Source organism: Streptomyces sp. NPDC049040, from assembly GCF_043197715.1.
Lineage (GTDB): Bacteria > Actinomycetota > Actinomycetes > Streptomycetales > Streptomycetaceae > Actinacidiphila.
Genome location: NZ_JBICTO010000015.1, coordinates 119,888 through 146,566 on the forward strand (window position 1 = coordinate 119,888; position 26,679 = coordinate 146,566).

Annotated in this window: 18 protein-coding genes; 10 read left to right on the top strand and 8 right to left on the bottom strand. The window is 73.4% G+C overall.

Annotated elements, in window-relative coordinates; translation table 11 throughout:
- Positions 1–27: 27 nt before the first annotated feature.
- From ACGFMP_RS29165 to ACGFMP_RS29175, 3 genes are all read right to left on the bottom strand, one after another.
- A complete protein-coding gene (locus ACGFMP_RS29165) occupies positions 28–1,638 on the bottom strand; it encodes a CocE/NonD family hydrolase (protein WP_393676018.1) in 1,611 nt (536 codons plus the stop codon).
- An 81-nt stretch (positions 1,639–1,719) separates the two neighbouring features.
- Positions 1,720–4,590: a hypothetical protein gene (locus ACGFMP_RS29170; RefSeq protein ID WP_393676019.1), complete on the bottom strand. Its 2,871-nt coding sequence runs from the start codon at positions 4,588–4,590 to the stop codon at positions 1,720–1,722.
- A 491-nt stretch (positions 4,591–5,081) separates the two neighbouring features.
- Positions 5,082–6,146 carry a LacI family DNA-binding transcriptional regulator gene (locus ACGFMP_RS29175; RefSeq protein WP_393676020.1) on the bottom strand — a complete coding sequence of 355 codons (1,065 nt, stop codon included), beginning with the start codon at positions 6,144–6,146 and terminating at the stop codon, positions 5,082–5,084.
- Between the two features lie 206 nt (positions 6,147–6,352).
- Between ACGFMP_RS29175 and ACGFMP_RS29180 the strand changes: the two genes are divergently transcribed.
- The 10 genes from ACGFMP_RS29180 (at position 6,353) to ACGFMP_RS29225 (ending at position 21,226) form a co-directional block, all read left to right on the top strand.
- Complete coding sequence (locus tag ACGFMP_RS29180) at positions 6,353–7,645, top strand: ABC transporter substrate-binding protein (RefSeq protein WP_393676021.1); 1,293 nt, start codon at positions 6,353–6,355, stop codon at positions 7,643–7,645.
- A 28-nt stretch (positions 7,646–7,673) separates the two neighbouring features.
- A complete protein-coding gene (locus ACGFMP_RS29185) occupies positions 7,674–8,573 on the top strand; it encodes a carbohydrate ABC transporter permease (protein ID WP_393676022.1) in 900 nt (299 codons plus the stop codon).
- Entirely contained in the window at positions 8,570–9,502 is a 933-nt protein-coding gene (locus ACGFMP_RS29190; protein WP_393676023.1) for a carbohydrate ABC transporter permease, read from the top strand. Before ACGFMP_RS29185 ends, ACGFMP_RS29190 begins: the two co-directional genes overlap by 4 nt.
- On the top strand, positions 9,499–12,261 hold the full coding sequence (locus ACGFMP_RS29195) for a hypothetical protein (RefSeq protein ID WP_393676024.1): 2,763 nt from the start codon (positions 9,499–9,501) through the stop codon (positions 12,259–12,261). Before ACGFMP_RS29190 ends, ACGFMP_RS29195 begins: the two co-directional genes overlap by 4 nt.
- Before the next feature lie 378 nt (positions 12,262–12,639).
- Entirely contained in the window at positions 12,640–14,070 is a 1,431-nt protein-coding gene (locus tag ACGFMP_RS29200; RefSeq protein ID WP_393676025.1) for an MFS transporter, read from the top strand.
- A gap of 276 nt (positions 14,071–14,346) precedes the next feature.
- Positions 14,347–16,392: a DNRLRE domain-containing protein gene (locus ACGFMP_RS29205; RefSeq protein ID WP_393676026.1), complete on the top strand. Its 2,046-nt coding sequence runs from the start codon at positions 14,347–14,349 to the stop codon at positions 16,390–16,392.
- Entirely contained in the window at positions 16,389–16,874 is a 486-nt protein-coding gene (locus ACGFMP_RS29210) for a hypothetical protein (protein ID WP_393676027.1), read from the top strand. The genes ACGFMP_RS29205 and ACGFMP_RS29210 overlap by 4 nt, the downstream gene beginning before the upstream one ends.
- Positions 16,875–17,074: 200 nt before the next feature.
- Complete coding sequence (locus tag ACGFMP_RS29215) at positions 17,075–18,349, top strand: benzoate/H(+) symporter BenE family transporter (protein ID WP_393676028.1); 1,275 nt, start codon at positions 17,075–17,077, stop codon at positions 18,347–18,349.
- Positions 18,350–18,526: 177 nt separating this feature from the next.
- A complete protein-coding gene (locus ACGFMP_RS29220; RefSeq protein WP_393676029.1) occupies positions 18,527–19,576 on the top strand; it encodes a LacI family DNA-binding transcriptional regulator in 1,050 nt (349 codons plus the stop codon).
- 201 nt (positions 19,577–19,777) lie between these two features.
- A complete protein-coding gene (locus ACGFMP_RS29225; protein ID WP_393676030.1) occupies positions 19,778–21,226 on the top strand; it encodes an MFS transporter in 1,449 nt (482 codons plus the stop codon).
- A 92-nt stretch (positions 21,227–21,318) separates the two neighbouring features.
- Here the strand turns inward: ACGFMP_RS29225 and ACGFMP_RS29230 are convergent, their stop codons facing one another.
- From ACGFMP_RS29230 to ACGFMP_RS29250, 5 genes are all read right to left on the bottom strand, one after another.
- Positions 21,319–21,921 carry a TIGR03086 family metal-binding protein gene (locus ACGFMP_RS29230; protein WP_393676031.1) on the bottom strand — a complete coding sequence of 201 codons (603 nt, stop codon included), beginning with the start codon at positions 21,919–21,921 and terminating at the stop codon, positions 21,319–21,321.
- On the bottom strand, positions 21,918–22,979 hold the full coding sequence (locus tag ACGFMP_RS29235) for a sigma-70 family RNA polymerase sigma factor (RefSeq protein WP_393676032.1): 1,062 nt from the start codon (positions 22,977–22,979) through the stop codon (positions 21,918–21,920). The genes ACGFMP_RS29230 and ACGFMP_RS29235 overlap by 4 nt, the downstream gene beginning before the upstream one ends.
- Positions 22,980–23,078: 99 nt before the next feature.
- The gene (locus ACGFMP_RS29240; protein ID WP_393676033.1) at positions 23,079–23,840 is read right to left on the bottom strand and encodes an SDR family oxidoreductase; all 762 of its coding nucleotides are present in this window, start codon (positions 23,838–23,840) and stop codon (positions 23,079–23,081) included.
- Between the two features lie 107 nt (positions 23,841–23,947).
- Complete coding sequence (locus tag ACGFMP_RS29245) at positions 23,948–24,316, bottom strand: DUF427 domain-containing protein (protein ID WP_393676034.1); 369 nt, start codon at positions 24,314–24,316, stop codon at positions 23,948–23,950.
- 59 nt (positions 24,317–24,375) lie between these two features.
- A complete protein-coding gene (locus ACGFMP_RS29250; RefSeq protein ID WP_393676035.1) occupies positions 24,376–26,418 on the bottom strand; it encodes a GTP-binding protein in 2,043 nt (680 codons plus the stop codon).
- Positions 26,419–26,679: the final 261 nt, after the last annotated feature.

The window sequence follows — 26,679 nt, forward strand, 5'->3', positions numbered from 1 at the left end:
GCCCGGCCGCCGTCACCGTGCCGCCGCTCACCGCGGCGGCGCGGTGAGCGGCAGCACGACCTGTGACGGGCGGGCCGCGTCGCGGAAGACCGTACGGGTGCCAGGCGGGCCCGCGACGTCCCAGCGCGGGTGGCTGCTGGCGGCGATCTGGAGGCGCACCCGGTGGCCGGGGCGGAAGACGTGCGCCGTCGACCACAGGTCGACCCGCACCTCGCGCTCACCGGCAGCGTACGTCCGCGTCACGCCGTCGGTGAGGACGCGGGAGGTGCCGTCGGGGGCGACGTCGCAGAGCCGGACCACCCAGTCGGCGGGCCCCGCGTCCGCGCCGACGGTGAGCGTGGCGCGCACCCGGCCCATCACCTCCAGCGGTCCGGCCAGCGCCTCACCGGTGTGCACCAGCACATCGCCCCTGGCCTCGACGGGGCGCTGATCGTACGGGCCCGCCGGATATCCGGAGGTGAGCAGCAGCGCGCCGCCGCGGGTCGGCACCGGGTCGGCGGGGTCGTGCAGGAAGCCCGCGGGAGGCTCCGCGGGGCCGGGAGGCACCGGTGACAGGGCGGCGTCCGCCCGCAGGTACCAGGGCGTGGGCGTGGCGGGCGGCGGCCACTGCTCCAGCGGGCGCCACTCGTCCGCGCCCATGACGAAGACCAGCACGGGGGTGCCTGCAGCGGCCGCTCCACCGCCAGGGGGCGCGACCCCCGGGTGCGGGGCGCCCGCCAGGACCGCCGTCAGCCAGTCCAGGGTCCGGTCGCGCAGGGAGGAGCCGCCCGCGAGCGCCGCCTCGCCGGCTTGCGGGCCGAAGTCGTGGGCGCGCGTGCGGCCGGTGCGGTCGTCGTGGGTCCAGGGGCCGACGATCAGTGCCGCCGTGTGCCCCGCGGCGCGGGCCGCGGCATGGTTGTCGAGGCTGCCCTGGAGGAAGGCGTCGTACCACCCCGCGACCGTGAGGGTCGGGGTGCGCAGCGCCGTGTGGTCGGCGGGGACCGCACGCAGCGGCGGGCCGCCGGGCCGCCCGGGGCGCGGCAGCGCGTGCAGGACGGAGGGGCGCGCCGGCGGATCCCACTCCCCCGCGCACAGCCGGTCCTGGACCGCCGTCAACTCGGCCAGCGCGCGGGCGAGTCCGCGGCCGGTGCGGGTGCGGCGCAGCACCTCGCGGCCCAGACCGAGGGTCCACTGGTCGAGCAGGCCGCGCTCGGTCGCGCCGCCTCTCGCCACGAGTCCGTCGCGGGGGTCGGCCCAGGTGAACTCGGGTGCGGCCGCGAGGAGTTCCGGCGGTGCGGCGACGATCGCGGCCCACTGGGTGTGGCCGAGGTAGCTGGGCCCGTACATCACCACCCGCCCGTCGGCGCCCGGCAGCCTGGCCGCCCAGCGGACGGTGTCGTGGCCGTCGTCGTACTCGTGGACCAGCGGCTCCCAGTCGCCGTCGGAGCCGAAACGGCCCCGGGTGTCCTGGACGACCACCAGGAAGCCCCGCCGGGCGGCGGCCGGCGGGTCGAGCCTCGCCAGGACGCCGGGGTCGCGCCTTCCGTAGGGGCTGCGGGCCAGCAGTACCGGCCAGGGCCCGCCGCCGGGCGGGGGCCGGTAGAGGTCGGCGCGCAGCACGGCGCCGTCGCGCATGGCGGCCTCGGCCTCCTCCGGCACGGCTGGGCTTCCTCTCCGGCTCTCGGGGTCCCCGCCGTGGACGGCACGGCGGGGACCGGTCAGGGGGTGGGGGCAGGCAGATCAGTTGATCGTCAGGTCGTCCACGTAGCCGCGGTAGCCGCCGGCACCGCCCGGGTGGTCGTAGCCGATCAGGACGCGGGCGATCTGCTTGCCCGCGTTGTCCGCCGCGAGGTCGACGGTGACGTGGTTCCAGCTGTCCGGGGTCAGGTGGCCGCACTGGTGGGCGGGATGGGCCTGGTTGCCGTTCTGGTCGGCGGCCCCCGAGTCGCGCAGGGTGCTGCCGTCGGTGAAGACCAGGTCGACCGCGACGCACTCGCTCTCGGTCGAACCGGCCGGCACCCAGGGGGTGGTGGCGTGGGACTGCGGATGGATCCAGTAGCCAAGCGTCTTGGCGCTGCCGACGGCCAGTGGCGACGCGCTGAGGTCGTAGACCTTGAGATAGGCGTGCGGGCTGCTGCCGGTGGCGCTGCCCGAGTACATCAGCGAACCGCTGCCGGTGCGGGCGGTCTCCCCGGTGCGCGGCCCGGTCTGCGGCCCTGCGGAGTCCGAGTTGATGCCGGCGACGCCGTTGACGCCGCCGCCCGCGGTGTCGACGGTGTCGGTCCAGGCCGGGGCCGGGTCGCCGGCTTCCGACCCCGAGGCGAAGGTGGTGCTGGTGCCGCCGGTGCCGGCACCGGCACCGAGGGGCTGGGCCAGCTGGGTCTGCACGGTGGCGTAGGAGGTGCCGGGCGGAGCCAGGGTGACGGTCTCGCCCGCGGAAGTGGCGAGCGTGATCTTCGTGCCCGAGACGGTGCCCGCGCCGGAACCGCCGCGGTAGACCTGCACGCTGCTGCCCGGCCAGGGGTTGGTGAAGGTGAGGTTGCCGCCCTTCTGGCTGATCGCGCGGACGTACTGCACGGAGTTGCCGGCCCTGCTGCTGGAGATGAGGAAGCCGCCGTCGGCGAGCAGGTCGCCGTACTTGGCGCTGGTGTTCACCGGCCAGTCGGGGAAGACCTTCACATCGTGCTGGAAGGACTGGAGCAGCATCTCGTCCAGGCCCGATGTGGTGACGTTGAGGTTCTCGATGCCGCCGCCGCTGTGGTGGATGCCCAGGTTGGCGTACGCGTTGCCGGTCGCCTCGGTGTGCAGGTTGGACAGGATCGCGGCCGGGTCGTAGCCGACCCGGGCGGCAGCGGCGTAGAAGGTGGCGGGGGCGTTCCCGCCGTGCCAGGCGGCGCTGAGCTGGCCGACGGTGTTGCGGGCGGTCTGCAGCAGTCCGGCACTGCTGTCCAGGCCCACCTGGCCGCCGGGGTAGACGGCCTGGATGTCGATGTCGTTGCCGTCGTTGACCCAGGAGGCGCCGGTGGAGGTCTCGCGGAAGACGGTCTGCCCGTTCTGCGTCATCGTGGGCAGCGGCGCCAGGTGGGCGTCGATGTCGCTCCAGGTGGCGCGGGTGCCGGAGTCCTGGCCGAGCGCGGTGGAGATGTCGACGAGCCCCTGCATGAGCAGGTGGACCAGGCCGAGCGAGAGGATGCTGTTGGTCTGCGGGTAGGCGTTGTCCTCCTGCGGCGCGTCGTTGGTGATGGTGTAGGTGCCGGACGCGTCCTTGGTCAGGTAGTTCTGCCAGAACAGCCCGACCTGCTTGAGGTAGGGGTAGACGGTGCTCGCGTAGCCGGTGTCGCGGGTCTGCTCGTAGCGCATGACCATGTCGCTGGCCAGGTTGACCGCGTTGGACTTCTGGTTGTGCAGGTTCATGTCGGCGCTGGTGCCCTTGGGCGAGATGCCGACCGGGTAGAGGACGCCCTGGAAGCCGTTCTGCGCGGCCAGTTGCTGCCCGCGGGCCGTCCAGTCGAGCACCGGCTGGTCGTAGGAGGCCATCTGGTCGATGTGGTTGGTGGTCAGGGCGGCGTAGAAGGGCGCCTGGTAGTTGTAGTTGGTGTGGTAGTCACCGTTCCAGTTCATGTTGCCGGTGATCCAGTTGCCCCACAGGCCGGGGGCGTACTTCCCCGGGCGTGACACGCAGCCGAGCAGGTACAGCGAGCCGTACCAGCTCTTCTCCACCGCCTTGTCGGGGATCTGGACGTAGGACTGCGACCAGTAGGTCTGCCACCAGCCGCGGTGGGCGGACTTGCGGCTGTCGACGTCGGCCTGGGTGAGGGTGCCGACCAGGCCGTCGGCGGCGGCCTGGTAGCCGGAGGTGTCGATGCTGCTCTGGATGCCGGCGACCAGGGTGGCGGTGGTGCCGGGCTGGACGGTCAGGTTGACGGTGCTGCCGGAGACCGTCTGGCTCTGGCCGATGGTGCGGGCGGCGATCCTGGCTCGCGGGTCGCCGCTGCCGCCGGTGTCGGCGACCACGTCGGCGTCGAGGTCGTTGCCGCTGGTGCTCACCGCGGGGGTGCCGCCGGAGCCGTTCTGCAGGGTGATCGTGATGTGCTGGGTGCTGCCGCCGGTCAGGGTGAAGGAGGTGACCAGGACGTTTCGGTTGGCGTCCACCCAGCTGGTGGTGCTCAGCGTCTGGCCGCTCTTGGTGTACGTGCCGCGGACTTCCGCGTGCTGGATGTCCTGGACGACGTTGTAGGACGCGCCGGCCAGGCCGCCGGCCGCCACGACGATCCGGCCGAGCGGCTTGACGGCGTGGCTGGTGGCGGAGAAGAAGTCGTTCTTGCCGAGGTAGAAGGTCTGGTTGTCGATGCTGCCGCCGACCGCGACGCCGACGTCGCCGTTGCCCATCTCCGGGGCGTCGACGGTGCCGCCGCCGGTGAGCTGGGTGGGCGGCGACGTCCACACGCCCTGGTACTGCCCGACGGTGTTCATGCCCTGCGCCGCGGTGATCGGGTCGGCCGCGGCGGGCCGGGCCAGCGCGGTGGTCAGGGCGGTGGCCAGCAGGGCGCCGGCCAGTGTCGCCGCGGCTGCCGCGCTCCCGCTTCCGCGGGCCCGCAAGGTGAGCCTCATAGGGGCTGCTGCCTCTCTTGTGACGGATGCCGCCGCCGTCCCGTCCCCGCTGTGCCGCCGGCTCCGCTGCCGGAACGCTGCTGCCATGCCTGTGGGCCCGCAATACATCGGATGACTATTGCAGGGTGTCCACGGTCGCCATGACAGCGTTGTCGGTCGCCGCTCATGCCCAAGGCGGCGACAACCCCGCCCACCGAGGTGGGCCGGGCGGCGCGGAACCGGCGGAAAGCCGGGTGAAACCGGTCGGGAAGGCGGTGCGCATCGTGGGGGGAGTTGACGGGAAACCAGCAGGAGGACGCAGGCGGCTCGCCGGGCCCTCCGCACGCTCCAGGGCGGCTCGCATGCCCGAGAGAACGTTATCGTAGGATGTCTGGCACGTTTATAGAGGTGCCGCAGCGTGTTGTAAAGGGGGTACCACCCAACTCCCGGTCACCGCCCCGCCGTCCCCCGCCACCCCCGGCCGGCCCCGGCCCTCAGCGGCCGGGGCCGGCTCACGGGCCGATCTCGCCGGAACCCCTGGTGATCAGCGACGTCGTGACGATGACCGTGCGCACCGGCCGGGCGGGCTCGGCCAGCCGCGCCCTGAACAGCTCGATCGCCGTGCGCCCGATCTCCATGTCGCCCTGCGCCACCACCGTCAGGCCGGGCCTGAGCAGGTCGGCGAGCCCGAAGTCGTCGAAGCCCACCAGCGCGGTGCTGCCGAAGTCGGGTCCCAGCGCGCGGATGACGGCCACCGAGGTGGAGAAGTTTCCCGTGACGATCGCCGTGGCCGGCTCGGGACCGCGCCGCAGGCCGTCCAGGGCAGCGGCGATCCGCCCGTCCTCGATCGGCCCCGGGTGCACCATCCCGTCGAGCGGCGCGCCCGCCGACCGCAGGCAGTGCCGGAAGGCGGCGGCGCGCTCGTGGCCTGTGTAGATGCGCTCGTCGTCGCCGATGTAGCCGATCCGCCGGTGGCCCTGGGCGGCCAGGTGCGCGAAGGCCTGCCGGATGCCGCCGCGGTTGTCCGAGAGCACCGTGTCGACCTCGACGCCGGTGGCCGGCCGGTCGAAGGCGACCACCGCGAGCCCCGAGTCGATCTCGGGTTGCAGATACTGGTGGCCGTCGGCGATCGGCTCGATGATGATGCCGTCCATCCGGCGCCCGCACATGGACATGACGGCCTCGCGCTCGCGCTCAGGGTCGTCCTCCGTGGACATCGCCACCACGGTCAGGCCCGCCCCGCGCGCCGATTCGTCGACCGCCCGCAGCACCGGATGGGCGTCGGCGATGTGGCGCACCGCGGCGCCGATGGTGCCGGTGCGGCCGCTGCGCAACTGCCTGGCGCGCACGTCGGGCCGGTAGCCGAGGTGTTCGATGGCCGCCGTGATCCGCCGGGCGAGTTCGTCGCCGACCGTCGTGTCGCCGTTCACCACCCGCGAGACCGTACGCAATGCCACGCCCGCCTCGCGGGCCACGTCGACCATCGTGGGCCTGCGGGGCCGCGGCAGTCCGCGGCTGTCTGCGGGCCTGCCCGCGGGCTTGTCACCGGGCTTGCCCGCGGCACCAGGACCAGGCACTTCGCTTCCCTTCGCCGGTTGTCTCATCAGCCGCCCCCGGTGTCCCGAGACCGGTCCGTGATTGTGCGGGGGCTTGACTTGCTGTCGCGGAACCTTACTGTACTCGGCGAGATAACGTTATCCAGCCGTCGGACGCACACACCTCCCGTGTCCGGGGCGGCCCGGTCATGTGTCTCCCCGACATTCCACCCTCGAAAGGGACGGTCATGTTCAGACGAAGTGCCGCGTTCAGGCGCAGTGCCGCCACCGCCGGCGCCGCGGGGCTGCTGCTGCTCGCCGCGTGCTCCAACTCCGCCTCCAGCGGCGGAAGTTCGGCGGGCGGGTCGACGCTGACGTATCTCACCTTCAACACCCCCTCGCTGACGCCGGCCTTCTGGAAGGACTCGATCGCCAGGGCCGAGAAGAAGGCCCCCGGTGTGACGGTCAAGCAGGTGGTGGCGCCGAGCACGGACCGCGACTCGTACGCCAAGCAGCTGCAGGCCTCCGGGCAGTTCCCCGACCTGCTGCAGTCGATCACGCCCTCGCAGTACACCGAGGCCGGCCTGCTCACCCCCTACGACCAGTCCTGGATCGACGCCAACTTCCTGCTGCCGCAGGGCAATGCGATCAAGGGCAAGGTCTACATCCCGCCGACCAACTCGCAGATCATCCCGCTGGTCTTCTACAACAAGTCGCTCTTCACCAAGGCGGGTGTCCAACCGCCCACCACATGGGCACAGTTCCTCCAGGTCAACGACAAGCTGAAGGCCGCCGGCATCACCCCGATGGAATTGGGCGGCAACGACCCGTTCGCCGCCGCGATGCCGCTGACCGGCGCCATCAGCGCCGACGTGCTGGGCAAGAACCCGCAGTGGCTCCAGCAGCGCTACGCGGGCAAGGTGAAGTTCGGCGACGCCGACGTGGTCACCGCCGCGGGCAAGATGCGCACCCTGGTGGAGAAGGGCTACTTCGAGCAGGGCGCGCTCAATGTCAGCTACGCCGACTCGATCAAGAACTTCAACGCCGGCAAGGCCGCGATGTACCCGATGGGCAGCTGGTACCTGGGCTCGATACCCAAGGACCAGTGGGACAACATCGGCGTCTTCCCGTGGCCGACCGACGACGGCTCGGTGGTCGTGCCGTTCGCGGTGGGCGGTTCCATGGCGATCAGCACCAAGGCCAAGGACGTCAAGGCGGCCACGTCCTTCGCCCAGGCCTGGTCCCTCGACCCAGACAACCTCAAGGCCCTGATCGAGGGCGACGGCGCCTACCCGATGCTCAAGAACAAGACGCTCAAGGACTACGGCGTCACGGTCAGCCCGGCCTTCACCGGCTCCTACGGCTACGTGACCGCCACCAACACCAAGGTCAGCTCGATCGGTTGGAGCACCAACGACGACGCGCTGCCCGGCTCGCTCAACAACGACTTCTACGCCGCCGCACAGGCGCTGTTCAACAGCTCGGATGTGAAGGGCCAGATGTCCAAGCTCGACAAGGCCTGGAACACCGCGACCAAGTGAACGGGCGCGCCAAGAAAGGACAGTGCCGGTGAAGCCGCTCTCGCACTGGTTTCGCGACACCTCGCAGGATCTCGGGCTGCGGCTGATCGCCGCCCTCGGCCTGCTGCTCTACCTGGTCTTCATCGTTGTGCCGGTGTTCATGAGCCTGCGCAGCAGCTTCACCGACGAGAACCCGCTCAAGTCGGGCAGCAACTGGATCGGCCTCGACAACTACTCGGAGATGCTGCACGACAGCCAGCTGCGTACCAGCGTCGTCTTCACCCTGCTGCTCGCCGTCGGGGTGACGGTGGTGGCGAACCTGGTCGGGCTCGCCTTCGCGCTGCTGCTGAACCGCACCGACCTGAGCTACCGGGTGCTGCGGACCGTCGCCTTCCTGCCGCAGGTGGTCTCAGGGGTGATCGTGGGCTTCGTCTGGAAGACCATCCTCACCCAGGACGGCCTGCTCAACACCGTGCTCAAGAGCCTGCATCTGGTCCACCAGCCGGTGGACTGGCTGGGCAAGCCGCACCTGGCGCAGTTCTCGGTCGGCGTCGTGGTCGCCTGGGTGCTGTCCGGCTTCACCACCGTGGTCTACCTGGCCGCGCTCCAGAACATCCCGCGGGAGCTCTACGACGCCGGGTCGATCGACGGCGCCGACACCGTCCAGCAGTTCCGGATGATCACCCTGCGGATGGTGGCTCCGGCGACCACGATCGGCGTCACCATCTCGCTGATCACGGTGCTGAAGCTTTACGACGTCATCCAGGTGCTCACCTCGGGCGGACCGGCCAACGCCACCCAGTCCACCGCCCAGTACATCGTGAAGATGGCCTTCACCGACGACAGGTTCGGCTACGCCTCGTCCATCGCCATGTTCCTGCTGGCGCTGTCCGCGGTGATCGCCCTGTCCGTCACCAGCATCCTGCGCCGCAGGGAGGTCGACCTGTGACCGTCCAGAGCACATCCGCCCGCAGGCCCGCGGCCCGCGGACCCGCCACCCGGCGCCCGGCTCCCGTCCGCGGGGACGGCTCCGCCGCACCGCGTCGCGGCAGGCGCGGGCTGCTCAGCCCGGCCCGGCTCACCCTTGCCGTGGTCCTGGTGCTGGTCTTCGTCAGCCCCATCTACCTGACCGTCGTCAACGCGTTCAAGAAAGAGGACGACATCGTCGCCGATCCGGCGGCGCCCCCGGTCCATCCGACGCTGGACAACCTGTCCACCGCGCTGCACCGGCCGGACCACCTGCTGCAGCTGGGCCTGCGCAACTCGCTGATCGTCGTGGTGTGTTCCGTGCTGCTGCTGATCCCGCTCGGGTCGGCGTTCAGCTTCTGGATCTCCCGCAGGCGCACCCGGCCGCGCGCGGTGGTGCTGGCGGTGCTCGCCGCCGGGCTGATGATCCCGCCGCAGGTGGTGCTGCTGCCGACGATCCGCATCCTCACCTTCCTCGGCCTCGACCACAGCTATCCGGGGCTGATCCTGTCCAACCTGGGCGGCGGCTACTTCTCCTTCGCGGTCTTCGTCTACGTCGGCTTCATGCGCGCGGTGCCGGACGAGGTCGTCGAGGCGGCCAGGCTGGACGGCGCCGGCGGGCTGCGCATCTGGTGGACCATCATCATGCCGCTGGTGCGGCCGGCCACCGCGACCGTGGCCATCTTCCTCTCGCTGTGGATCTGGAACGACTTCCTCAACCCGCAGTTCATCCTCGGCCCGTTGCAGGGCCAGACCATCACCACCGGTCTCTATCTCTCCGTGGGGCAGTTCCAGATGGATTACGGACAACTCTTCGGCATCATGTTCCTGGCCGGAGTGATCCCGGTCGTCGGCTACCTGGCGATGCAGAAGCAGTTCATCGCCGGCCTCACCGCGGGATCGGCCAAGTGAGCGCGGCTCCGCAGGCCGAGCGGCGCGGTCACGGCGGGCCGCTGCCCGCGGACACAGTCTCCGACTCCGACACCGACACCGGCACGGTCACCGGCGATGACACCGCAGGACCGGTGGGCCGGGGCGTGCCCGCGCTGGACGACCTGGCGGGCGGCTGGATGCCGGCCGGCGAGCTCGCGCACCTTCCGACGCTGCGCAACCAGTGGGGCCAGGGGCACGTCAACCGGGACCTGACATCGTTGTCCTGGCTGGCTTTCGCACCGTACAGCGGCGGTTACCACACCGGTGTGCTGCGCGTGGACGGCGAACCGCAGGCCGCCGAGCGGATGCGCTGGTCGCCGTGGGGCGTGCAGCGGTCGGCGGCCCGCGGGCCGCTGACGGTGCGCACCGAGGTCAGGATGGGCTACGAGCGCAGCCGGGTGCTGTGGCGGATCACGCTGCACAACGCCGCGGCCCGCCCCCGGCCCGTGGTGGTCGAGCAGGAACTGCTGGCGATGTTCGCGCACCACGAGACGGACTGGGGGTGGCTCTACGGCACCCCGTGGAACTCCGGCCACCACCACGACTTCTACGCCACCGAACGGCTGCGCGCGGAAGTCCTGGCCGACCGCCCCCGGCAGGTGCAGACGCTGCCGCACGGCGAGCGCTGGATACGCCTGGGCTCACCGCGGATCCCCGGCATCCAGCGCGACGAGGACTCGGCGCCGATGCTGCTGGAGTCGGAGCTGCCCGACCACTCGGCGCCGGACTCCGGCCGGGTCAGGGCGCCCGGCGCGCCCTGCCTGGTGCGCAGGCTGCGGGTGCTGCGGGCTGACGGCGGCGCTGCGCCGGTCGGCGACCCGGCGGCGGCGTACACGGTGCGGGCCGGCACCGACCTGCGGGTCGGCACGGTCGCGCTCGGCGCGGGCGACGGGCTCGGCTTCGAGGTGCGGGTCGACCAGGCCGGGGTGACAGGCGTGGTCGCCACCCACGGCAACCACCCGGACTCGGCCCAGGTGGCACTGGCCGGCGGCCGGATCAGCCTGCGGATCGGCGGCGAGTACGCGGTCGCGGCCGAGCCGCTGCCGGTGGGCTCCTGGCACCGGGTGGCGCTACGGGTCGGGGAGCAGGGCGCGGAGCTGTCGGTGGACGGCGCCGCCGCCGCCCGCACCGAGCCCTGGTGGGGCGGCAGGCGGTGGACGGCGACGGCGGCGGGCGGCGCGGTGACGGTCGAGGACCGGCACAGCGCGGCACGCTCCGCGTACGCCTTCACCACCCCGCCCGACGTGCTGAGCGCGCAGGGGGCGCGGGCGGTGGCCCGCTGGGACCTGCTGCTCGCCCCCGGCGAGAGCCGCGAGCTGGGCTTCGTACTGGAGATCGGCTCCGGGTCCGACGAGGTGCGCTGGGCCGCGACCACCACCGCGGACGCCTTCGGCGTGGCCTTCGAGCAGATCGCGGAGCGCTGGCGGGACACCTGGCGGCAGGCCTTCACCCCCGGCGGCCCGGAATTCTCCGGCTACCTGCCGACGCTGGTCACCGAGGACACCGACCTGGCGCGTACCTACTATCTGGGCGCGCTGCTGGCCGTCTACCTGCGCAACACCCGGGTGTCGCGGACCGGTCCCGTCTTCCTGACCGGCGGCCCGCGCCTCGGGCCGACCACGACCTACTTCTGGGACCAGTCGGAATTCGCCAGGACCGCCGCCATGCTGGAGCCCGCGGGGATGCGGGCCTGGATCCTGGCGGCGCTCGCCCAGCCGTACGACCACTGCCACTCCTTCGACACCCGCAACCTGCTGCCGGTCGGCAACCACTACGCGGCCAACGACCACGCGCTGTTCCGCACGGTGACCGCCTACCTGGCGGTGACCGGCGACACCGGGCTGCTGGCGCAGCACGCGGGGGGCCGCAGCGTCCTCGACCACCTGCGGGCGATGGCCTACCGGCCGCGGCAGCGCAGGGCGGGGTTCGGGGAGGGTGTACTGGTCGACCTGGGGCGCGACGCCTGGGAGTTGCTGGAGTGCGTGCCCAACTACCGTGACGCGGTGGTCTCCTTCAACGCCGGTTACGCGGGCATGCTCAGGTCGCTCGCGACGCTGCTCGACCTGCTCGGGGAGCCCGCGGAGGCGGCGCGGGCCCGCGCGGACGGCGACGCGCTGGCGCGGGCGGTGCTCGGGCAGTACGCGGGTGACGGGCGGTGGCGGATCGGCCACCCCGAGGGGTCCGATGTCATCGGCCACTGCCTGGACTTCGCGCTGGTCGCCGCCGACCTGTCCGGCGACCTGCCGCCGGAGCACCGCGCGCAGATGGTCGACTTCGTGAGCGGCCGGCTGCTCGACGGCGACTGGATGCGGGCCCTCGACCCGCACGACCCGGTCGCGCCGCTGTCCGACCGCCCCGACCACGGTGCGGCCGGCGCCTTCGCAGCCTGGCCGGGCGCGACCGCGTACGGCCTGTGCCGTCTCGGCCGCCCCGACATCGCCGCGGACGTACTGCGGCGCGCCCACCGGGCCACCTCGGGCGGCCTGTGGGGCCAGGCGATGGAGGTGACCGCCGACGGGGGCTACCGGGTGGCGGAGCGCGGGGTCTCCAACCGGGAGAGCGTGGCCGCGGTCGCCGTCACCGAGGCGGTGATCGCCGGCCTGTTCGGCATCGAGGCCGGCCTCGGCACTCTCGCGGGGCGCCACGAAGGCACGGTACGCGGCGAGTTCGGCGAGTTGCGCGGGGTACGCGCGGTCGGCTTCGACCTGGAAGGAGTCCGGCCGACGACCGGCACCTGACCCGCGCCGCCGGTCGTCGTGCCGGCGGCGCGGCCCGCGCAGCCGTCCGCTGGCGGCTCCCCCGCCGCAGGTGCTCGGCGGGCCGCCCGCGCGGTGCGCGGGCACTCCCGGCTCCCCCGTCGCACGCAACGCCGAGGTCGGCTCGGGCGCTGCGGCGGCGGCAGGCGCCGGGGCACAGGGCCGGGGAGGGGCTGCCGCAGGCGCAGCCCCTCCCCGGCCCGCTCCGTGCCGTCCATCGGCGCCCCGACCAGTTTCCGCGGCCGGTGGTGTCCACCCATGACGACAGCCCGGGACACGAACGCGGGCCTGCGGGCGGCCGCGGGCCGGTCCCGGGGCGACGTGGGCAGAGGGAGAACGGTGGAAAGCGACAAGGGACGGATGACGTCGGCACAGGCATGGGTGCTGGGCCTTGCCTCGGTGGCGTCGTTCATGATGGCGATGGACAGCATGGTGGTGTCGACGGCACTCACCACGATCCGGCAGGACCTGACGGCCTCGACCGAATCACTCGAGTGGGTCGTCAACGCGTACAACCTGGCGTTCGCGGTACTGCTGCTGACCGGAGCGGCACTCGGCGACCGCTTCGGCCGCCGGCGGATCTTCGTCGGCGGGCTGGCGATCTTCACCGCCGCCTCCGCGGCCTGCGCGCTGTCGTCCGACATCGGCGCGCTGATCGCCTTCAGGGCACTGCAGGGAGCGGGGGCGGCGATGGTGCTGCCGCTGTCGCTCACCATGATCAGCGCGGCCTTCCCGGCGCGGCGGCTGGGCCGGGCGATGGGGCTCTACCTGGGCTTCACCGGGCTCGCGACCTTCAGCGGCCCCTTCATCGGCGGTGTCATCGCCCAGGGGCTGGCCTGGCAGTGGATCTTCTGGCTGAATCTGCCGGTCGGCCTGGTCACCACCGTCCTCACCGCACGGCGCATCGACGAGAGCGTCGGCCCGAACAACCGATTCGACCTCGTCGGGGTGGTGCTGGTGACGCTCGGCGCCTTCGGCCTCGTATGGGGTCTGGTCCGCGGCAACTCGGCGGGCTGGGGCAGCGCGGAGGTGCTGGGCTCGTGGGCGGCCGGTGCCGCGCTGGTCGCGGCCTTCGTGCGCTGGGAGCAGCGGACCGAGGCACCGATGCTGCCGATGCGCTTCTTCCGTGCCAGGGCCTTCGCCACGGCCAACCCGGCGAATTTCCTGCTCTTCGCCTCGCTGTACGGCACGCTGTTCTTCCTGGCGCAGTACTTCCAGACGGTGCTCGGCGCCGGTCCGCTGGGCGCCGGGCTGCGGCTGATGCCGTGGTCCGCGACCCTGATGGTGTGCGCGCCGATCGCCGGCCGGCTGGCCGACACCTTCGGCGAGCGGCCCTTCGTCATCGGCGGCCTGCTGCTGCAGAGCGCCGCGATGGCGTGGATCGCCCTGGTCGCGGACACGGATACCAGCTACCTCGCGCTGCTGCCGGCGCTGATCGTCAGCGGCATCGGCCTGACCATGGCGATGCCCGCGACCCAGCGGGCGGTCGTCGGCGCGGTGCGGCCGCGGGAGATCGGCCAGGCGTCCGGGGTGTTCATGATGCTGCGGATCCTCGGCGGCGTCTTCGGAGTCGCCGTCACGGTCGCCGTCTTCTCCGGCCGCGGGGGCTACGCATCCCCCGAGCGGTTCACCTCGGGCTTCACCGCGGCGATGGCAGCGGTCGCCGGCTACGCCTTCCTCGGCGTGCTGGTCGCCCTGGGGGTGCCGCGCCGCCGGCCCGTCCCCGCCCCGCCGCAGCCGGTCGACGGCGAGCCGCGGGAGGAGCCGCTGCCGGCCCGCACCACACCCTGAGCCGGCGGCGCGGGCCGGCCCCGGTCCCCGGGGGGCCCGCCGCGCCCTGGCGACGCGGTCCCTCCCGGACCTGCGGGGCGGGTGGTGCCCCTGGGCCGGGCCGCCCGACCGCCAGCCGCACAAAGGAGGAGGGCGGTGACCGGCCATCGGCGTACCCGGCCCGGAGGCGTGCTGCCGGAACAGCGGAGTCCGGTACCCGAAAGGGCAGCGAGCGCTAACCTTGCCACCTGTTGCGGCCCTTCGGCGGCCGCGGGTCGGGTGGGGGCAGGGGGGCACATGAGGCGATGCAGTGCGGGGGTGGTCGCGCTGGGACTGGCGGCGGCCTCGATGGTCGGGTTCACGTCGGCGGGGCCGGCGCGGGCGCTGACGGCGCCGGTGGCGATGACGGCGGACGATCTGCCGACCTGGCAGACCAACGGCGTGGTCTGGGCGCTGGCGCAGGCCGACGGGGTGGTCTTCGCCGGGGGGACGTTCTCCTCGGTCAGGCCGCCGGGGGCCGCCGCCGGCACCGGCGAGCAGCCGGCGCTCAACTTCCAGGCCTTCGACGCCGCTTCCGGCGCGCCGACCTCCTGCCGGCTGTCCTTCACCGTCGGCAGCGGCACCGCGACGGTGCGGGCGCTCGCGGTGTCGCCCGACAAGTCGACGCTGTACGCGGGCGGTACGTTCGGGGCGGTGAACGGGACGCCGTCCAGCAACCTGGCGGCGATCGACATCGCCACCTGCACGGTGCGGGACGACTTCAAGGTGTCGGTGTCGGCGCAGGTGCGCGGGATCACCGCAACAGCCGACACCGTCTACTTCGGCGGGAATTTCACCTCCGCGGGCGGCCAGGTCCGGCAGCACTTCGCGGCCGTCGACACCACCGGTGCGCTCAAGTCCTTCGCCCCGGCCGCCGACAAGAACGGCAAGGCCCTGCTGGTGACCCCCGACGGCTCGAAGGTGGTGCTCGGCGGCGACTTCGACACCGTCAACGGCGCCGCCTCGCACGCCCTGGCCGTGGTCGACGCCACGACCGGGGCGAACGTGCGGACGTACCCCGGCTTCATCGGGGCGACGTCGACCGTCCAGGACCTGGCGTCGGACGCCACCGGCTTCTACACGGGCAACGAGGGCACCGGCGGCTTCGACGGCCGGATCGCGGTGGACTTCAGCACCCTGAACGAGCGCTGGCGCGACACCTGCCTGGGCGCGACGCAGGCGGTGCAGGTGTACAAGGGGGTGCTCTACAGCGCCTCGCACGCCCACAACTGCTCCAGCATGGGGCAGTTCCCGCAGATGGACGACCGGCAGCACCTGCTCGCCGAGTCGGTCGGCAACCCCCGCCCGCTGCTCGGCTGGTTCCCCGACACCGACGACGGCCCGGCAGGCACCGAGCAGATCGGCCCGCGGGCGCTGACCACCGCCTCCGAGGGCGGCACCGACTACCTGTGGGTGGGCGGCGAGTTCACCCGGATCGCCAGCAACGGCAACCGGCCGCAGCAGGGCCTGGTCCGGTTCGCCGACACCCCCGACACCCGCAGCCCCTCCGTACCGCAGCAGGTCACCGCGACGACGGTCAGAGGCGGTATCAGGATCGGCTGGCAGGCCTCCCTCGACCTCGACGACTCGGCGCTGACCTACACGGTCTACCGCAACGGCGCCAGGCTCGCCACCATCGGCGGGAATTCCACCTTCTGGATCCGCCCCACGCTCGGCCTGTCCGACACCGGCACCCAGCCGGGGACGACCTACGCCTACCAGGTCGCGGTGAGCGACGCGGCGGGCAACACCAGCGCGCGGTCGGCGTCGGCGAGCGCGACCACCCCGGGCACTCCCACCTCGACCACGCTCACCGTCGAGAGCAGCGCGGACTCCTACGCCAACGCCGGTGCGCCGAGCACCACCTACGGCGGCAACCAGCAGCTGGCGGTACGCGGCAGCTCCGCGTACATCGCCTATCTGCGCTTCGACCTGCCGGCCGCGCCCCAGGGGATGGTGCTCAAGAGCGCGCAGCTGACCGTCCGCACCAGCTCCGACGCGGTCGCGAACTCCACCGACCCGATCAGCGTGCAGCATGTCACCGACGGCTGGACCGAGGAGGGGGTCAGCTGGACGGCCAGGCCCGCGCTCGATCCGGCGGTGATCGGTACGGTCCCCGCGCCGGCGGCGCTGCAGACCGACTACACGGCGTCCCTCGACCCGGCCCAGCTCACCGCGGCACTCGGCGGCGCCTACGACCTCGCCCTGACCGCGACCGGCACCGACTCGGCGTGGTTCTGGTCCCGCGAGGCGCCCGGGACCTCGGGCCATCCGCAGCTCGCGCTGACCTACGGGCAGCCGTGAGGCCGGGACGCCGCGGCGCCGCGCTGGTCCTCACCACCGCGGCGCTGCTGGCCGGGCTCACCGGCTGCGGCAGCGGGGGCGGGGGCGGGAACCATACGCGGCAGGCGGGTCCTGCGTCCGCGCCGGCGGCCACCGCCGAGCGCCCCGCCTCCTCCGCCCCCGGCGTCGGCCCTGACGGCAGCGCGGAGCCGTCCGCGGAGGGTACGCAGGCGGCTGCGCCGAAGACCGTGCCCAAGTCCCGGCTCACCCCCGCCACCGGCACGTTCACCGAGCCGCAGAAGGACTACCTGGTCGGCAAGGTGCCGGTGGGCATGGACCCGGCGGCGGTGCTCGAGGCCGGGCAGACCGCCTGCGAGCGCATCGCCACCACCGAGGACGAGGACCGCGCGGCGGCCCGCCGGGCGGTCGAGGACGGCGAGATCGCGCACGCCCGGGACGCGATCACCTACCTCTGCCCGGCCTACCGCGACCTGCTGGACTGAACTCCCCCGCCGACGGGCCCGATCCGGCGGCGGCACGGCCCTCGTGCCGCCGCCCGTTCCGGTGCCGCCGCACGGTCGGCGGCGGGCGCCCGTCAGGTCCCGTCCGGCCCGAAATGCGCGAGCCCCGGAGTGCGGCAGCGGTTTAGGATGCGCGGATTGCCCGGGGACGTCGCCCGGGGGGGGCGGATCGGAGGGCTCTGGTGGCCGTTGCAGCACCGGTGGGCACGGCGGAGGGTGCGGGCGAGGGATCGGGCGGGATGTGGCGGGCGGCGACGGCCGGTGTCATCGCCGCCTTCGTCGGCTTCGCCAGCTCCTTCGCCGTCGTCCTCGAAGGCCTGACCAAAGTGGGCGCCTCGCACGCGCAGGCCGCGTCCGGGCTGATGGCGCTGTCGCTCGCGATGGGGGTCTGCGCGATCCTGCTGAGCCTGCGCTCGCGGCTGCCGATCAGCATCGCGTGGTCGACGCCGGGTGGCGCGCTGCTGGCCGGCTCCGCGATACCGCACGGCGGGTTCCCCGTGGCGGTGGGGGCGTTCATGGTCACCGGAGTGCTGATCGTCGTCTCCGGGCTGTGGCGGCCGCTGGGCCGCTGGGTGTCCGCGATCCCGGCACCGCTGGCGAACGCGATGCTGGCGGGCATCCTGCTGCCGCTGTGCCTGGCTCCGGCCCAGGCCGTCCGCTCCGACCCCGCCATCGGCCTTGCCGTGGTGCTGACCTGGGCGGTCGTCGGCAGCGTCCGCAAGGTCTACGCGGTGCCGGCGGCCGTGGTGGTGGCCGTCGTGCTGATCGCCACCACGACCCACATCACGACCGCGGAGCTGGGGCCGATGTGGCCGCACCCGGTGGGGGTCGTACCGCACTTCACCGTCGCCGCCGTGATCGGCATCGCGCTGCCGCTGTACGTGGTCACCATGGCCTCGCAGAACATCCCGGGCATCGCGGTGCTCGGTGCCAACGGCTACCACCCGGAGCCCGGGCCGCTGTTCGGCTGGACGGGCGCCTTCTCCCTGCTGTCCGCGCCCTTCGGCGGGCACGCGGTCAACCTGGCGGCGATTACCGCGGCCCTGTGCGCGGGCGACGAGGCGGGGCCCGACCGGAGCAGGCGCTACCGCGCGGCGGTGACCGCCGGGGGTGTCTACATCCTGCTCGGCCTGGCCGCGGGCGCGGCGGTCGCGCTGGTCAACGCGGCGCCGCCGCACATCATCGAGGCGGTGGCGGGCCTCGCGCTGCTGGGCGCGCTGGCCGGCTCGCTCACCGCGGCGATGGCCGACCCGGGGCAGCGGGAGGCCGCGGTGGTCACCGTGGTGGTCACGGTGTCAGGGGTGACCTTCTTCGGTGTCAGCGGCGCCTTCTGGGGGCTGCTGGCGGGCGGCGCCCTCTACGCCGTGCGGCACTGGCAGTCGCGCCGGGCGCCGGACACCGCGCCGGCGCGGCGGATCGCGCAGGGCGGCAAGGTCCCGGAGCCGGACCGCAGCTGATCCCTCGGCAGCTGCGGTCCGGCCGGTCCCGGGCACCCGCGCCGACAGCCTGAAACGGTGTGTAACGTTTTCCCGGATGCACCGGGTGGAGATCAAGGACACCGCTTGCCCCCCGACCATGTCAACTGCCTTATCAGCGGCGCTAGGCTGTACTCATGAAACAGTGCGGTGTAACGCGTGGCTAGGCAGCCGGGGTCCAGGGCCACGGTCCGGGCCATCGCGGCTGAGGCGGGCGTGTCGATCGCGACCGTCTCCCGGGTGATGAACGGGCAGGCGAACGTCGCGCCCGACACCCGCGAGCTGGTGCGCCGGGCGGTGGCCCGGCTGGGGGCGCCCGCTCCGGCCAGGCGCGGTACCGCGGGCGGTGCGATCTACGTACGCTGCCCGTACGTCCTCAGCGACTACTTCGGGGTGATCGTCTCCTCGATCGCCGAGACGCTCGACCTGTACGGCAGGCGGTTGCTGCTGAGCGCCGGCGACGCGGCCCGTGAACTGCAGGTGCTGGGCGACCTGCCGGGCGACCCCGGCGTCGCCGGGGCGATCCTGGTCGTGCCGCCCGAGCCGGAGAAGGACCTGGAGGCGCTGCGTGCCGCCGACTTCCCTTTCGTGGTGGTCGACCCGCGCACCCCGCTGCCGGAGAACATCGCGTCGGTCTCGGCCGCCAACCTCACCGCCGCGCGCAATGTGAGCGCCCATCTGGTGGGCCTCGGCCACCGGCGGATCGGGGTGATCGGCGGTCCGGGCGACTGGCTGGCCAGCCGGTCCCGGCTCGCCGGCCACACCTCCGCGCTGGCCGACGCCGGTGTGCTGCCCTCCCCGGAACTGCTGCGGAGCATCGAGCCCACCGCCGACTGGGGCTACGACGCGGCCTGCGAGCTCCTCGACCTGCCGCTGCGGCCCACCGCGCTCGTGGCGTTCAACGACAAGGCGGCGGTCGGCGCGCTGCGGGCCGCGTACGAACGCCGCCTGCGGGTGCCGGAGGACCTGTCGATCACCGGCTTCGACGACATCGACCTGAGCCGCAGCACGGTTCCCCGGCTCACCACGGTCCGCCAGCCCCTGGAGGAGATGGGGCGGATGGCGGTCTCGCTGCTGATGCGGCTGCTGGAGCGCCACACGGTGGACGCGCTGCACGTCGAGTTGGCCACCCAGCTGGTGCTGCGCGGCTCCACCGGGCCCGTGCCCGGCGGCGCCCCCGACCCGGCGGGCCCCGGCACGGCCGCCTGACCCGTCGGGCCGGTGTGGCGCGTGTGCCCGCCGGCGACCGTCCGCGATGACTTTCCGCGAACGCCCTGGTCTTTATACCCGAGGGCCACGCCCGCCCCCTCCCCCGCGAAGCGCCTCGACGGCGCCGCCCGGGACGGCGGGGACAGGGCCGCCCACGGGTGCCGCCGGCTGTCGGCCGGGGCCGGACTGGAGGTTTTTCAGGTGACAACACGCACGGAACCGCCCGCGTCCCCGCGGACGGCGTGGACGCTCGTCCTGGCATCGCTGGGGGCGTTCCTCACCTCGCTCGACGTGGTGGTCGTCTCGACCGCCCTGCCGACGCTGCGGACCCATCTGCACGCGAGCCTGGCCGACCTGGAATGGACGGTGAACGGCTACAACCTGGTGTTCGCCTGCCTGATGCTGACGGGTGCGGCGCTGGGTGACCGCTTCGGGCGGCGGAACATGTACGTGCTGGGGGTGGGTGTCTTCACGCTGTCGTCCATCGCCTGCGCGACGGCCGGATCGTCGTCCGCGCTGATCGCCGCCAGGGTCGTCCAGGGCGCGGGCGCGGCGCTGGTGCTGCCGCTGACCCTCACCCTGATCAGCAATGCCTTCCCGCTGGAGAAGCGGGGCGCCGCGATCGGGATCTGGGGCGCCATCACGGGCCTCGGGGTCGCGGCGGGGCCGGTGCTCGGCGGGCTGATCATCCAGGACGTCGCCTGGCAGTGGATCTTCTGGATCAACGTGCCGGTGGGCGCCGCGGTCATGGTGCTGTGCATGGTGATGCTCCAGGACAGCCGCGGTACGCGCCCGCAACTCGACCTGGTCGGTGTGGCGCTGGTGAGTGCCGCGCTGTTCGCGCTGGTGTGGGCGCCGGTCCGGGCGCCGTCCATCGGTTGGGGCGACCCGCAGGTGATCGGCGCGCTGGCCGTCGGCGCGGCCCTGATGACGGGGTTCCTGGTGTGGCAGGGCAGGGCGCGGTATCCGATGCTGCCGCTGCGGTACTTCCGCAACCGCGGCTTCTCCGCTGCCAACGGGGTCGCCTTCTTCATGCTCTTCTCGCTGATCGGCTCGCTGTTCATGATCGCCCAGATGTTCCAGCTCGGCCTCGGATACGACCCGTTGCAGACCGGTCTTCGGCTCCTGGTGTGGACGGGCATGCCGATGCTGGTGGCACCGCTCGCGGGAGTGCTCTCCGACCGGTTCGGCAACCGGCCCTTCATGGTCGCGGGCCTGCTCCTCCAAGGCGCCGGGCTGCTGTGGCTCGGGCTGGTCTCGTCGACTGATGCCGGTTACGGGAAGCTCGTCGTGCCGCTGGTCGTCGCCGGCGTCGGCATCTCGATGACCTTCCCGACGGTGGCGAACGCGGTGGTCGGCTCGGTGCCGCTGGAGGACGCGGGTGTGGCCGCGGGCACCAACAACACCGTCCGCGAGGCGGGCGGTGTCTTCGGCGTCGCGGTGCTGGTGGCGGTCTTCGCCGCGCACGGCGGCTACCGGACCCCCGCCTCCTTCATGGACGGCTTCCGGGCCGCCGAGTTCGTCGCGGCCGCCGCGGCGGTGATCGGTGCCGGGATCGCCCTGCTGGCGCCGGGCAAGCGGCAGGAGGACGCGGCCCGGGCGCATGGCGCAGGTACGGTCGCCGCCGCCCCGCAGACCGAGAAGGTCTGAGGCGGGCGCGCGGGCCGCGCAGTCGAGGAGACCGCCGCAGCACCAGGACGGTGCTGCGGCGGTCTCCTCGGTCGCGCGTCCCGGCCCGCGGTCTACCCGGGCTCCGCCGCCGCGTCGCCGCACGGGGTCCTGCCGAGCAGGGCGACCAGCCGGTCCCCGGGGCAGGCCAGCGGTGAGACCGGCACCGGCGGGGCGAAAAGCGCCGCGTGCCCGGCCCCTTCCGTGAACAGCGGGGCCCGGCGCAGTATCGCCCGGGCCAGCGGCACCGGGATGGGGCGCGGGGTGCCGCAGGACCGGGCGATGTCCCAGCCGTGCACGGCGAGTTCGACCGCGGCGATGAGGGCAACGGTGCCGCCGGGCAACGGCATGCCGCCGACCGTCACCTCGGCGGGCTCGCGGCCCGGCCGCACCGCCCGGTCGCGCCAGCTGTCCAGCAGGTCGCGTGCACCGCGGCGTACGGCGGCGACCGGGTCGGCGGGCGGCGGCTCGGCGGGCAGCAGGGCGACCTCGCCGGACTCCGATGCCTCGCGGAGGGCGCACACCGACTCGTACAGATGGCACAGCAGGGCGTCCAGGTCCCAGCCCGTGCAGGGCGTGGGCAGCAGCAGCCCGCCGGGCGGCACCCGGTCGACGCAGCCGAGCCCGTAGTCGACGGCCTGTTCGAGCAGCGGCAGCGCGCCGTCAGGGCCGGTCATCGCAGCAGCGCCGGCGCGGTCGGGGCCGCTGGTCCCAGCCAGGCGGGCGCCCGCGGCGTGTCCTGGTCCAGTTCCGTGGGCAGCCCGAAAGCGGCGAAGTACGTCGTGTCGCGGAAGGCGATGATCCGGCTCACCCGGTGCCCGCGCAGGGTCAGCACCTGGAGGGCGTGCGGGCGGAAGCGGCCGTCGGCTTCGCGCCAGTACGTCGCAAGCGCCGGCTGGCCGTCGTTGGCGGTGGTCCCCAGCAGCCGCTGGTCGCCGGCGATCGGGAAGACCCGGTCGGCGAGGAAGCCGAGCACCACCGACCGGCCGGCGAACCACACCGGGTCCGGCGGCATCTCCAGCCGCACGTCGTCGCGCAGCAGTCGCGCAAGCGCCGCGACGTCGGCGTCCTCGAAGGCCCTGGCGAACCGGTCGACCAGGGCGCGGCCGTGCGCGTCGAGCGAGTCCTGGACGCCGTCCTCGGTGGCGGCGGCGTGCTCCAGCTGGACCCGGGCGCGCTGGAGCGCACTGTTGACCGCGGCGGGGGTGGTGTCGAGCAGCTCGGCCACCTCGGCGGCACGCCAGGCCAGCACGTCGCGGAGGATCAGTACGGCCCGCTGCCTGGGCGGCAGTTGCTGCAGCGCGACGATCAACGCCAGCCGCACGCTGCCGCGTTCGGCCACCACCGCGGCGGGGTCGGCCGGCCCGTCGGGCATCGGCTGGACCCAGGGGATCTCGGCTCCCGCCGGGTCGAGCGGCGCCCCGGGGTCGTCGCTCGCGGCGCCGAGGCCCGCGGGCACGAAGCGCCTGCTGCTGTGCTGGAGCGCGGTCAGGCAGGCGCTGGTGGCGATCCGGTAGAGCCAGTAGCGCAGCGAGGAGCGGCCCTCGAAGGTGCCGTAGCCGCGCCAGGCCCGCAGGTAGGTCTCCTGGACCAGGTCCTCCGCGTCGTGCACCGAGCCCAGCATCCGGTAGCAGTGGGCCAGCAGTTCCGGCCGGAATTCGGCGGCCCGCCGCAGGAAGGCGTCGCTGTCCCGCGACGCCGCCTCGGCGGGCTTCCGGCCACTCGACGTGTTCACTGATGTCTCCGGGTGCTCGGGGGGTCCCTCCGCAAGTAGAGACCCGGCCCGAGCCGGAAAGTCATCGCGGTGCGTCATTCCGGCGCCGCGGCGCCGGCGTCACACCGGTTGCAGCCCGCCGGCCGAGAGCGTGTACGACACGGCGTCCTGCGCCTGGTCCCGCGCCGGGTCCGCGGCCAGCGCCACCATCACCTCGCCGACCTTCTCCGGGGTGAGCAGCGGGCCCATCGCCCTTACGAAGGCGTCGGCGGCGACGCCCTGGTAGGCGGCGTAGGCGGCCGCCGCCTCGGTGCCGAGGTCGGTGGTCGGGGACAGCGCAGGCAGGACGGCGCGGAAGCGGATGCCGAGCGCGTGCCGCCGCGACTCGGCGGCGGCGTATTCGGACAGGAAGCGCACGGTGGCCTTGGCTCCCGCGTAGCCGCCGCTGAGCGGGGAGCCGCGCAGGGCGGCACCGCTGGAGAAGGCCACGACCGTGCTGCCGGGCGGCAGCGGCATCAGCAGGGCCGCCCGCACCCAGTGGAAGACCTGCCGCACGTCGACCTCCCAGTTCGCCCGGAAGGTGTCCCAGGTGTGGTCCTGGACGGGCCGCATGACCGGCGCCGCGCCCGCGCTGAGGACCACGGTCGCCGGTGTGTGGCGCCGCAGCAGCTCGGTGGCCAGGTCGGGGTCGGCGGCGTCGCCCCGCACCGGCAGGAATGCGTCGCCCAGCTCCGCGCGCAGCTTCTCCAGCACCTCCACGTCCCGGCCCAGCCCCACGACCCGCGCTCCGGCACTGACGAAGGCGGCGGCGGTGGCCCGGCCGAAGCCGCGCCCCACGCCGGTGACGACGGCGGTGGTTCCCGCCTGCTCCTTGACGGACATGATGTCTCCTCGGTTGCCGGTGATGCCTCGTCAATACAGACACCGGCGTCCGGGGGAATTCATCGGCGGGCGTGCGGCACGGCGGGCGGGCCGCACGCCCGGCAGGGTCAGGCGTCGGCCACTTCCACGTGCTGCGGGTAGAAGGCCACGTGCCCTGCGATCCCGGCGACGGCGTCGTAGGGCTTGTCGTACGTCCACACCGCGTCGGCGACCGTGCCGTCGGCGGTGACCAGCGAGAAGTACGAGGCGTCGCCTTTGTACGGGCAGTAGGTCCTGCTGTCGGTGGACTCCAGGGCGCTGGGCTCCACGTCCGCGAGCGGGATGTACTGCACCGGCGGATAGGACGCCTCGCGCAGGGTCAGCGCGCGCGTGGTGTCGGCGACGACCCTGCCGCCGGCCCGCACGACGACTCGCGAGGGGTTGGCCTCGACGGTGATGGGGTGGTCGGGGCCCGGGGTCTTGACGGTGCGTTCCATGGCATCTCCGTACGTGTATGGGCGGCCCTGTCGACCGTAGGCAGATCGTCCGAGGAGCGTCAAGCACGGCCCGCCGTGGCGCCGGCCGGGGTCGCCCCCAGCCGGCGCTGCACCTGGAGCAGGTACTCCTTGCGGTCGAGCGGGTCGGGGCCGCTGCGGGGGCGTACCGGGATCTCGCCGCGGACCGGCGCCCAGTGGTCGAAGACCGTGTCGAGGGCGCCCTCGCCCCGCGTCAGGGTGGGCAGTTGCCGTTCGAGGTCGTGCACGCGGGCGGCCGGGATGTCGCCCTCCAGCAGATAGCCGCCGGGCCCGGCCGGAGCCGGGCTGCGGGGCACCCCGCGCAGCCGGGACAGCACGGGCAGGACCGCGCCGAGCGTGTCGGCCGGCAGCTCGATCCGGAAGCGGTGCATCGGCTCGTGCACCCGGGTGCCGGCCCGCCGCAGCGCTTCCATCAGCACCATCGGGGTGAGGTTGCGGAAGTCGCCCGAGGTGCTCGACATGCTCTTGTCGAAGACGGCGTGCGCGTGGCTCTGCCGGGCGCTGTAGCCCGAGTGCGTCATGGTGACGGTGCAGTCGGTGACCTGCCATCCGTGCAGCCCCTGCGCCAGCGTGGCCGCCGCCGTCTCCTCGACGGCGACGAAGAACGCGTAGGGCAGCGAACCGAGTTCGACCTCGCGGCGGAAGGCGACGCCGCTGCCGGGCGGCGCCGGGTCCACGCGCAGGCCCACAGTGGCCAGGAAGGGGTTGGGGTCCTTCTTGTTGAACTCCACCGCTGCCCCGGTGCCGGTGACCCGCTCGATGTGGATGGTGGTCGTCTCCCGGAAGTCGACGTCCACGCCGTAGTCGTCCGCCAGCGTCGCCTGGATGACCTCCTTCTGCACCTCGCCGTAGAGGGAGACGGCGATCTCCCCGCGATCCTCGTCCCGCCGCAGGCCGATCAGCGGGTCCTGCTCCGCGAGCTGGCCGAGCGCGCTGTGCAGGGCGCCCCGGTCGGCGGCCCTGCGGGCGCGGACCACGGTCTCCAGGCTGGGCGGCGCGAAGTGGTGGGCGGCGCCGCGCTCCGGTGCCCCCTCCCCGACGGTGTCGCCGATCCGCACCTCGCCCAGGCCCCACACCCGGGCGATCCGGCCGGCCGCGGCCGTCGGCGCCGGCGCGTCCGTACCGTGGTCGAAGACGCTGATCGCGCTGATCCGGCCCTCGCCGACGGCGGCGCCGTCGCGGTGGACCGGCGGCCGGTCGCGGACGTGCAGCGTGCCCGAGGCCAGCCGGAGGTAGGCGATCCGCTCGCCCGCGGGGCCGCGCTCGATCTTGAACACGGTGCCGGACAGCGGTCCCGCGGGGTCGCCGCCCGAGCGCGGCAGCAGTTCTGCGATGCCGTCGACCAGCGCCTCCATGCCCGCGCCGGTGACGGCCGAGCCTGCGTACACGGGGTGCACCAGTGCCCGCCCGGTCTGCCGGGCCAGCGCGCGCCGCAGCAGCGGGTGGGGCAGGGCGGCGCCGCCGTCGCGCACCCAGGCGGCGAGCAGGTCGTCGTCGTGGCCCGCCAGCACTTCGGTCAGCCGGGCGGTGAAGCCGGCGTCGGCCCCGGTGTACGGGACGGCGGCGGCGCCCTTGGTGCCCTGCGCGGAGGCGGAGGCCAGCGGGACGATGTCGGGGGTGAGCCGGGCGGCGACGCCGGCCAGCGTGCGGTCCAGGTCGGCGCCGCGGCGGTCGAGCTTGTTGACGAAGACCAGGGTCGGGATACGCAGCCGGCGCAGCGTCCGCATCAGGACGGCGGTCTGCGGCTGGACGCCTTCGACGGCCGAGACCACGAGCACCGCGCCGTCCAGCACGCCGAGCACCCGCTCGACCTCCGCGATGAAGTCGGGGTGGCCCGGGGTGTCGATGAGGTTGACGGTGGTGCCGCCGAGGGTGAAGGAGACCACGGCGGACTTGATGGTGATGCCGCGCTGCTTCTCCAGCGCGAGGGAGTCGGTCAGCGTGCTGCCCCGGTCGACGCTGCCGATCGTGTCGATCACCCCTGCGGAGTACAGCAGCCGTTCGGTGAGGCTGGTCTTACCTGCGTCGATGTGCGCGAGAATGCCGAGGTTGAGCGAAGGCACAGCCGGTCATGTCCTCGAGATAGGTGGGTGTTCCTGTCTGGGCGGGCATGACGGGACCGCGCATGATCACTGCTCCCTGTTCGGCTGCGGCTGACCTGCCGACTACAGCAGAGCGGCGCCGCGGCGGGCAACCGCATTTCGCGGTGGCAGCCACCGCGAACGGCAGCTTGCGCGGCCGGGGGCGCGCCCGGCAGGTGGGGACGCGCTCCCCCGCGCGCACGCCGGCCCGGCCGGGGGGCCGACCGGCCTGCCTGGCGAGGC

Coding starts and splice junctions, on each gene's coding strand:
- ACGFMP_RS29245 (WP_393676034.1), bottom strand. CDS start 24,316: ATGGAACGCACCGTCAAGACCCCGGGCCCCGACCACCCCATCACCGTC.
- ACGFMP_RS29230 (WP_393676031.1), bottom strand. CDS start 21,921: ATGACCGGCCCTGACGGCGCGCTGCCGCTGCTCGAACAGGCCGTCGAC.
- ACGFMP_RS29205 (WP_393676026.1), top strand. CDS start 14,347: ATGAGGCGATGCAGTGCGGGGGTGGTCGCGCTGGGACTGGCGGCGGCC.
- ACGFMP_RS29170 (WP_393676019.1), bottom strand. CDS start 4,590: ATGAGGCTCACCTTGCGGGCCCGCGGAAGCGGGAGCGCGGCAGCCGCG.
- ACGFMP_RS29240 (WP_393676033.1), bottom strand. CDS start 23,840: ATGTCCGTCAAGGAGCAGGCGGGAACCACCGCCGTCGTCACCGGCGTG.
- ACGFMP_RS29180 (WP_393676021.1), top strand. CDS start 6,353: ATGTTCAGACGAAGTGCCGCGTTCAGGCGCAGTGCCGCCACCGCCGGC.
- ACGFMP_RS29200 (WP_393676025.1), top strand. CDS start 12,640: ATGACGTCGGCACAGGCATGGGTGCTGGGCCTTGCCTCGGTGGCGTCG.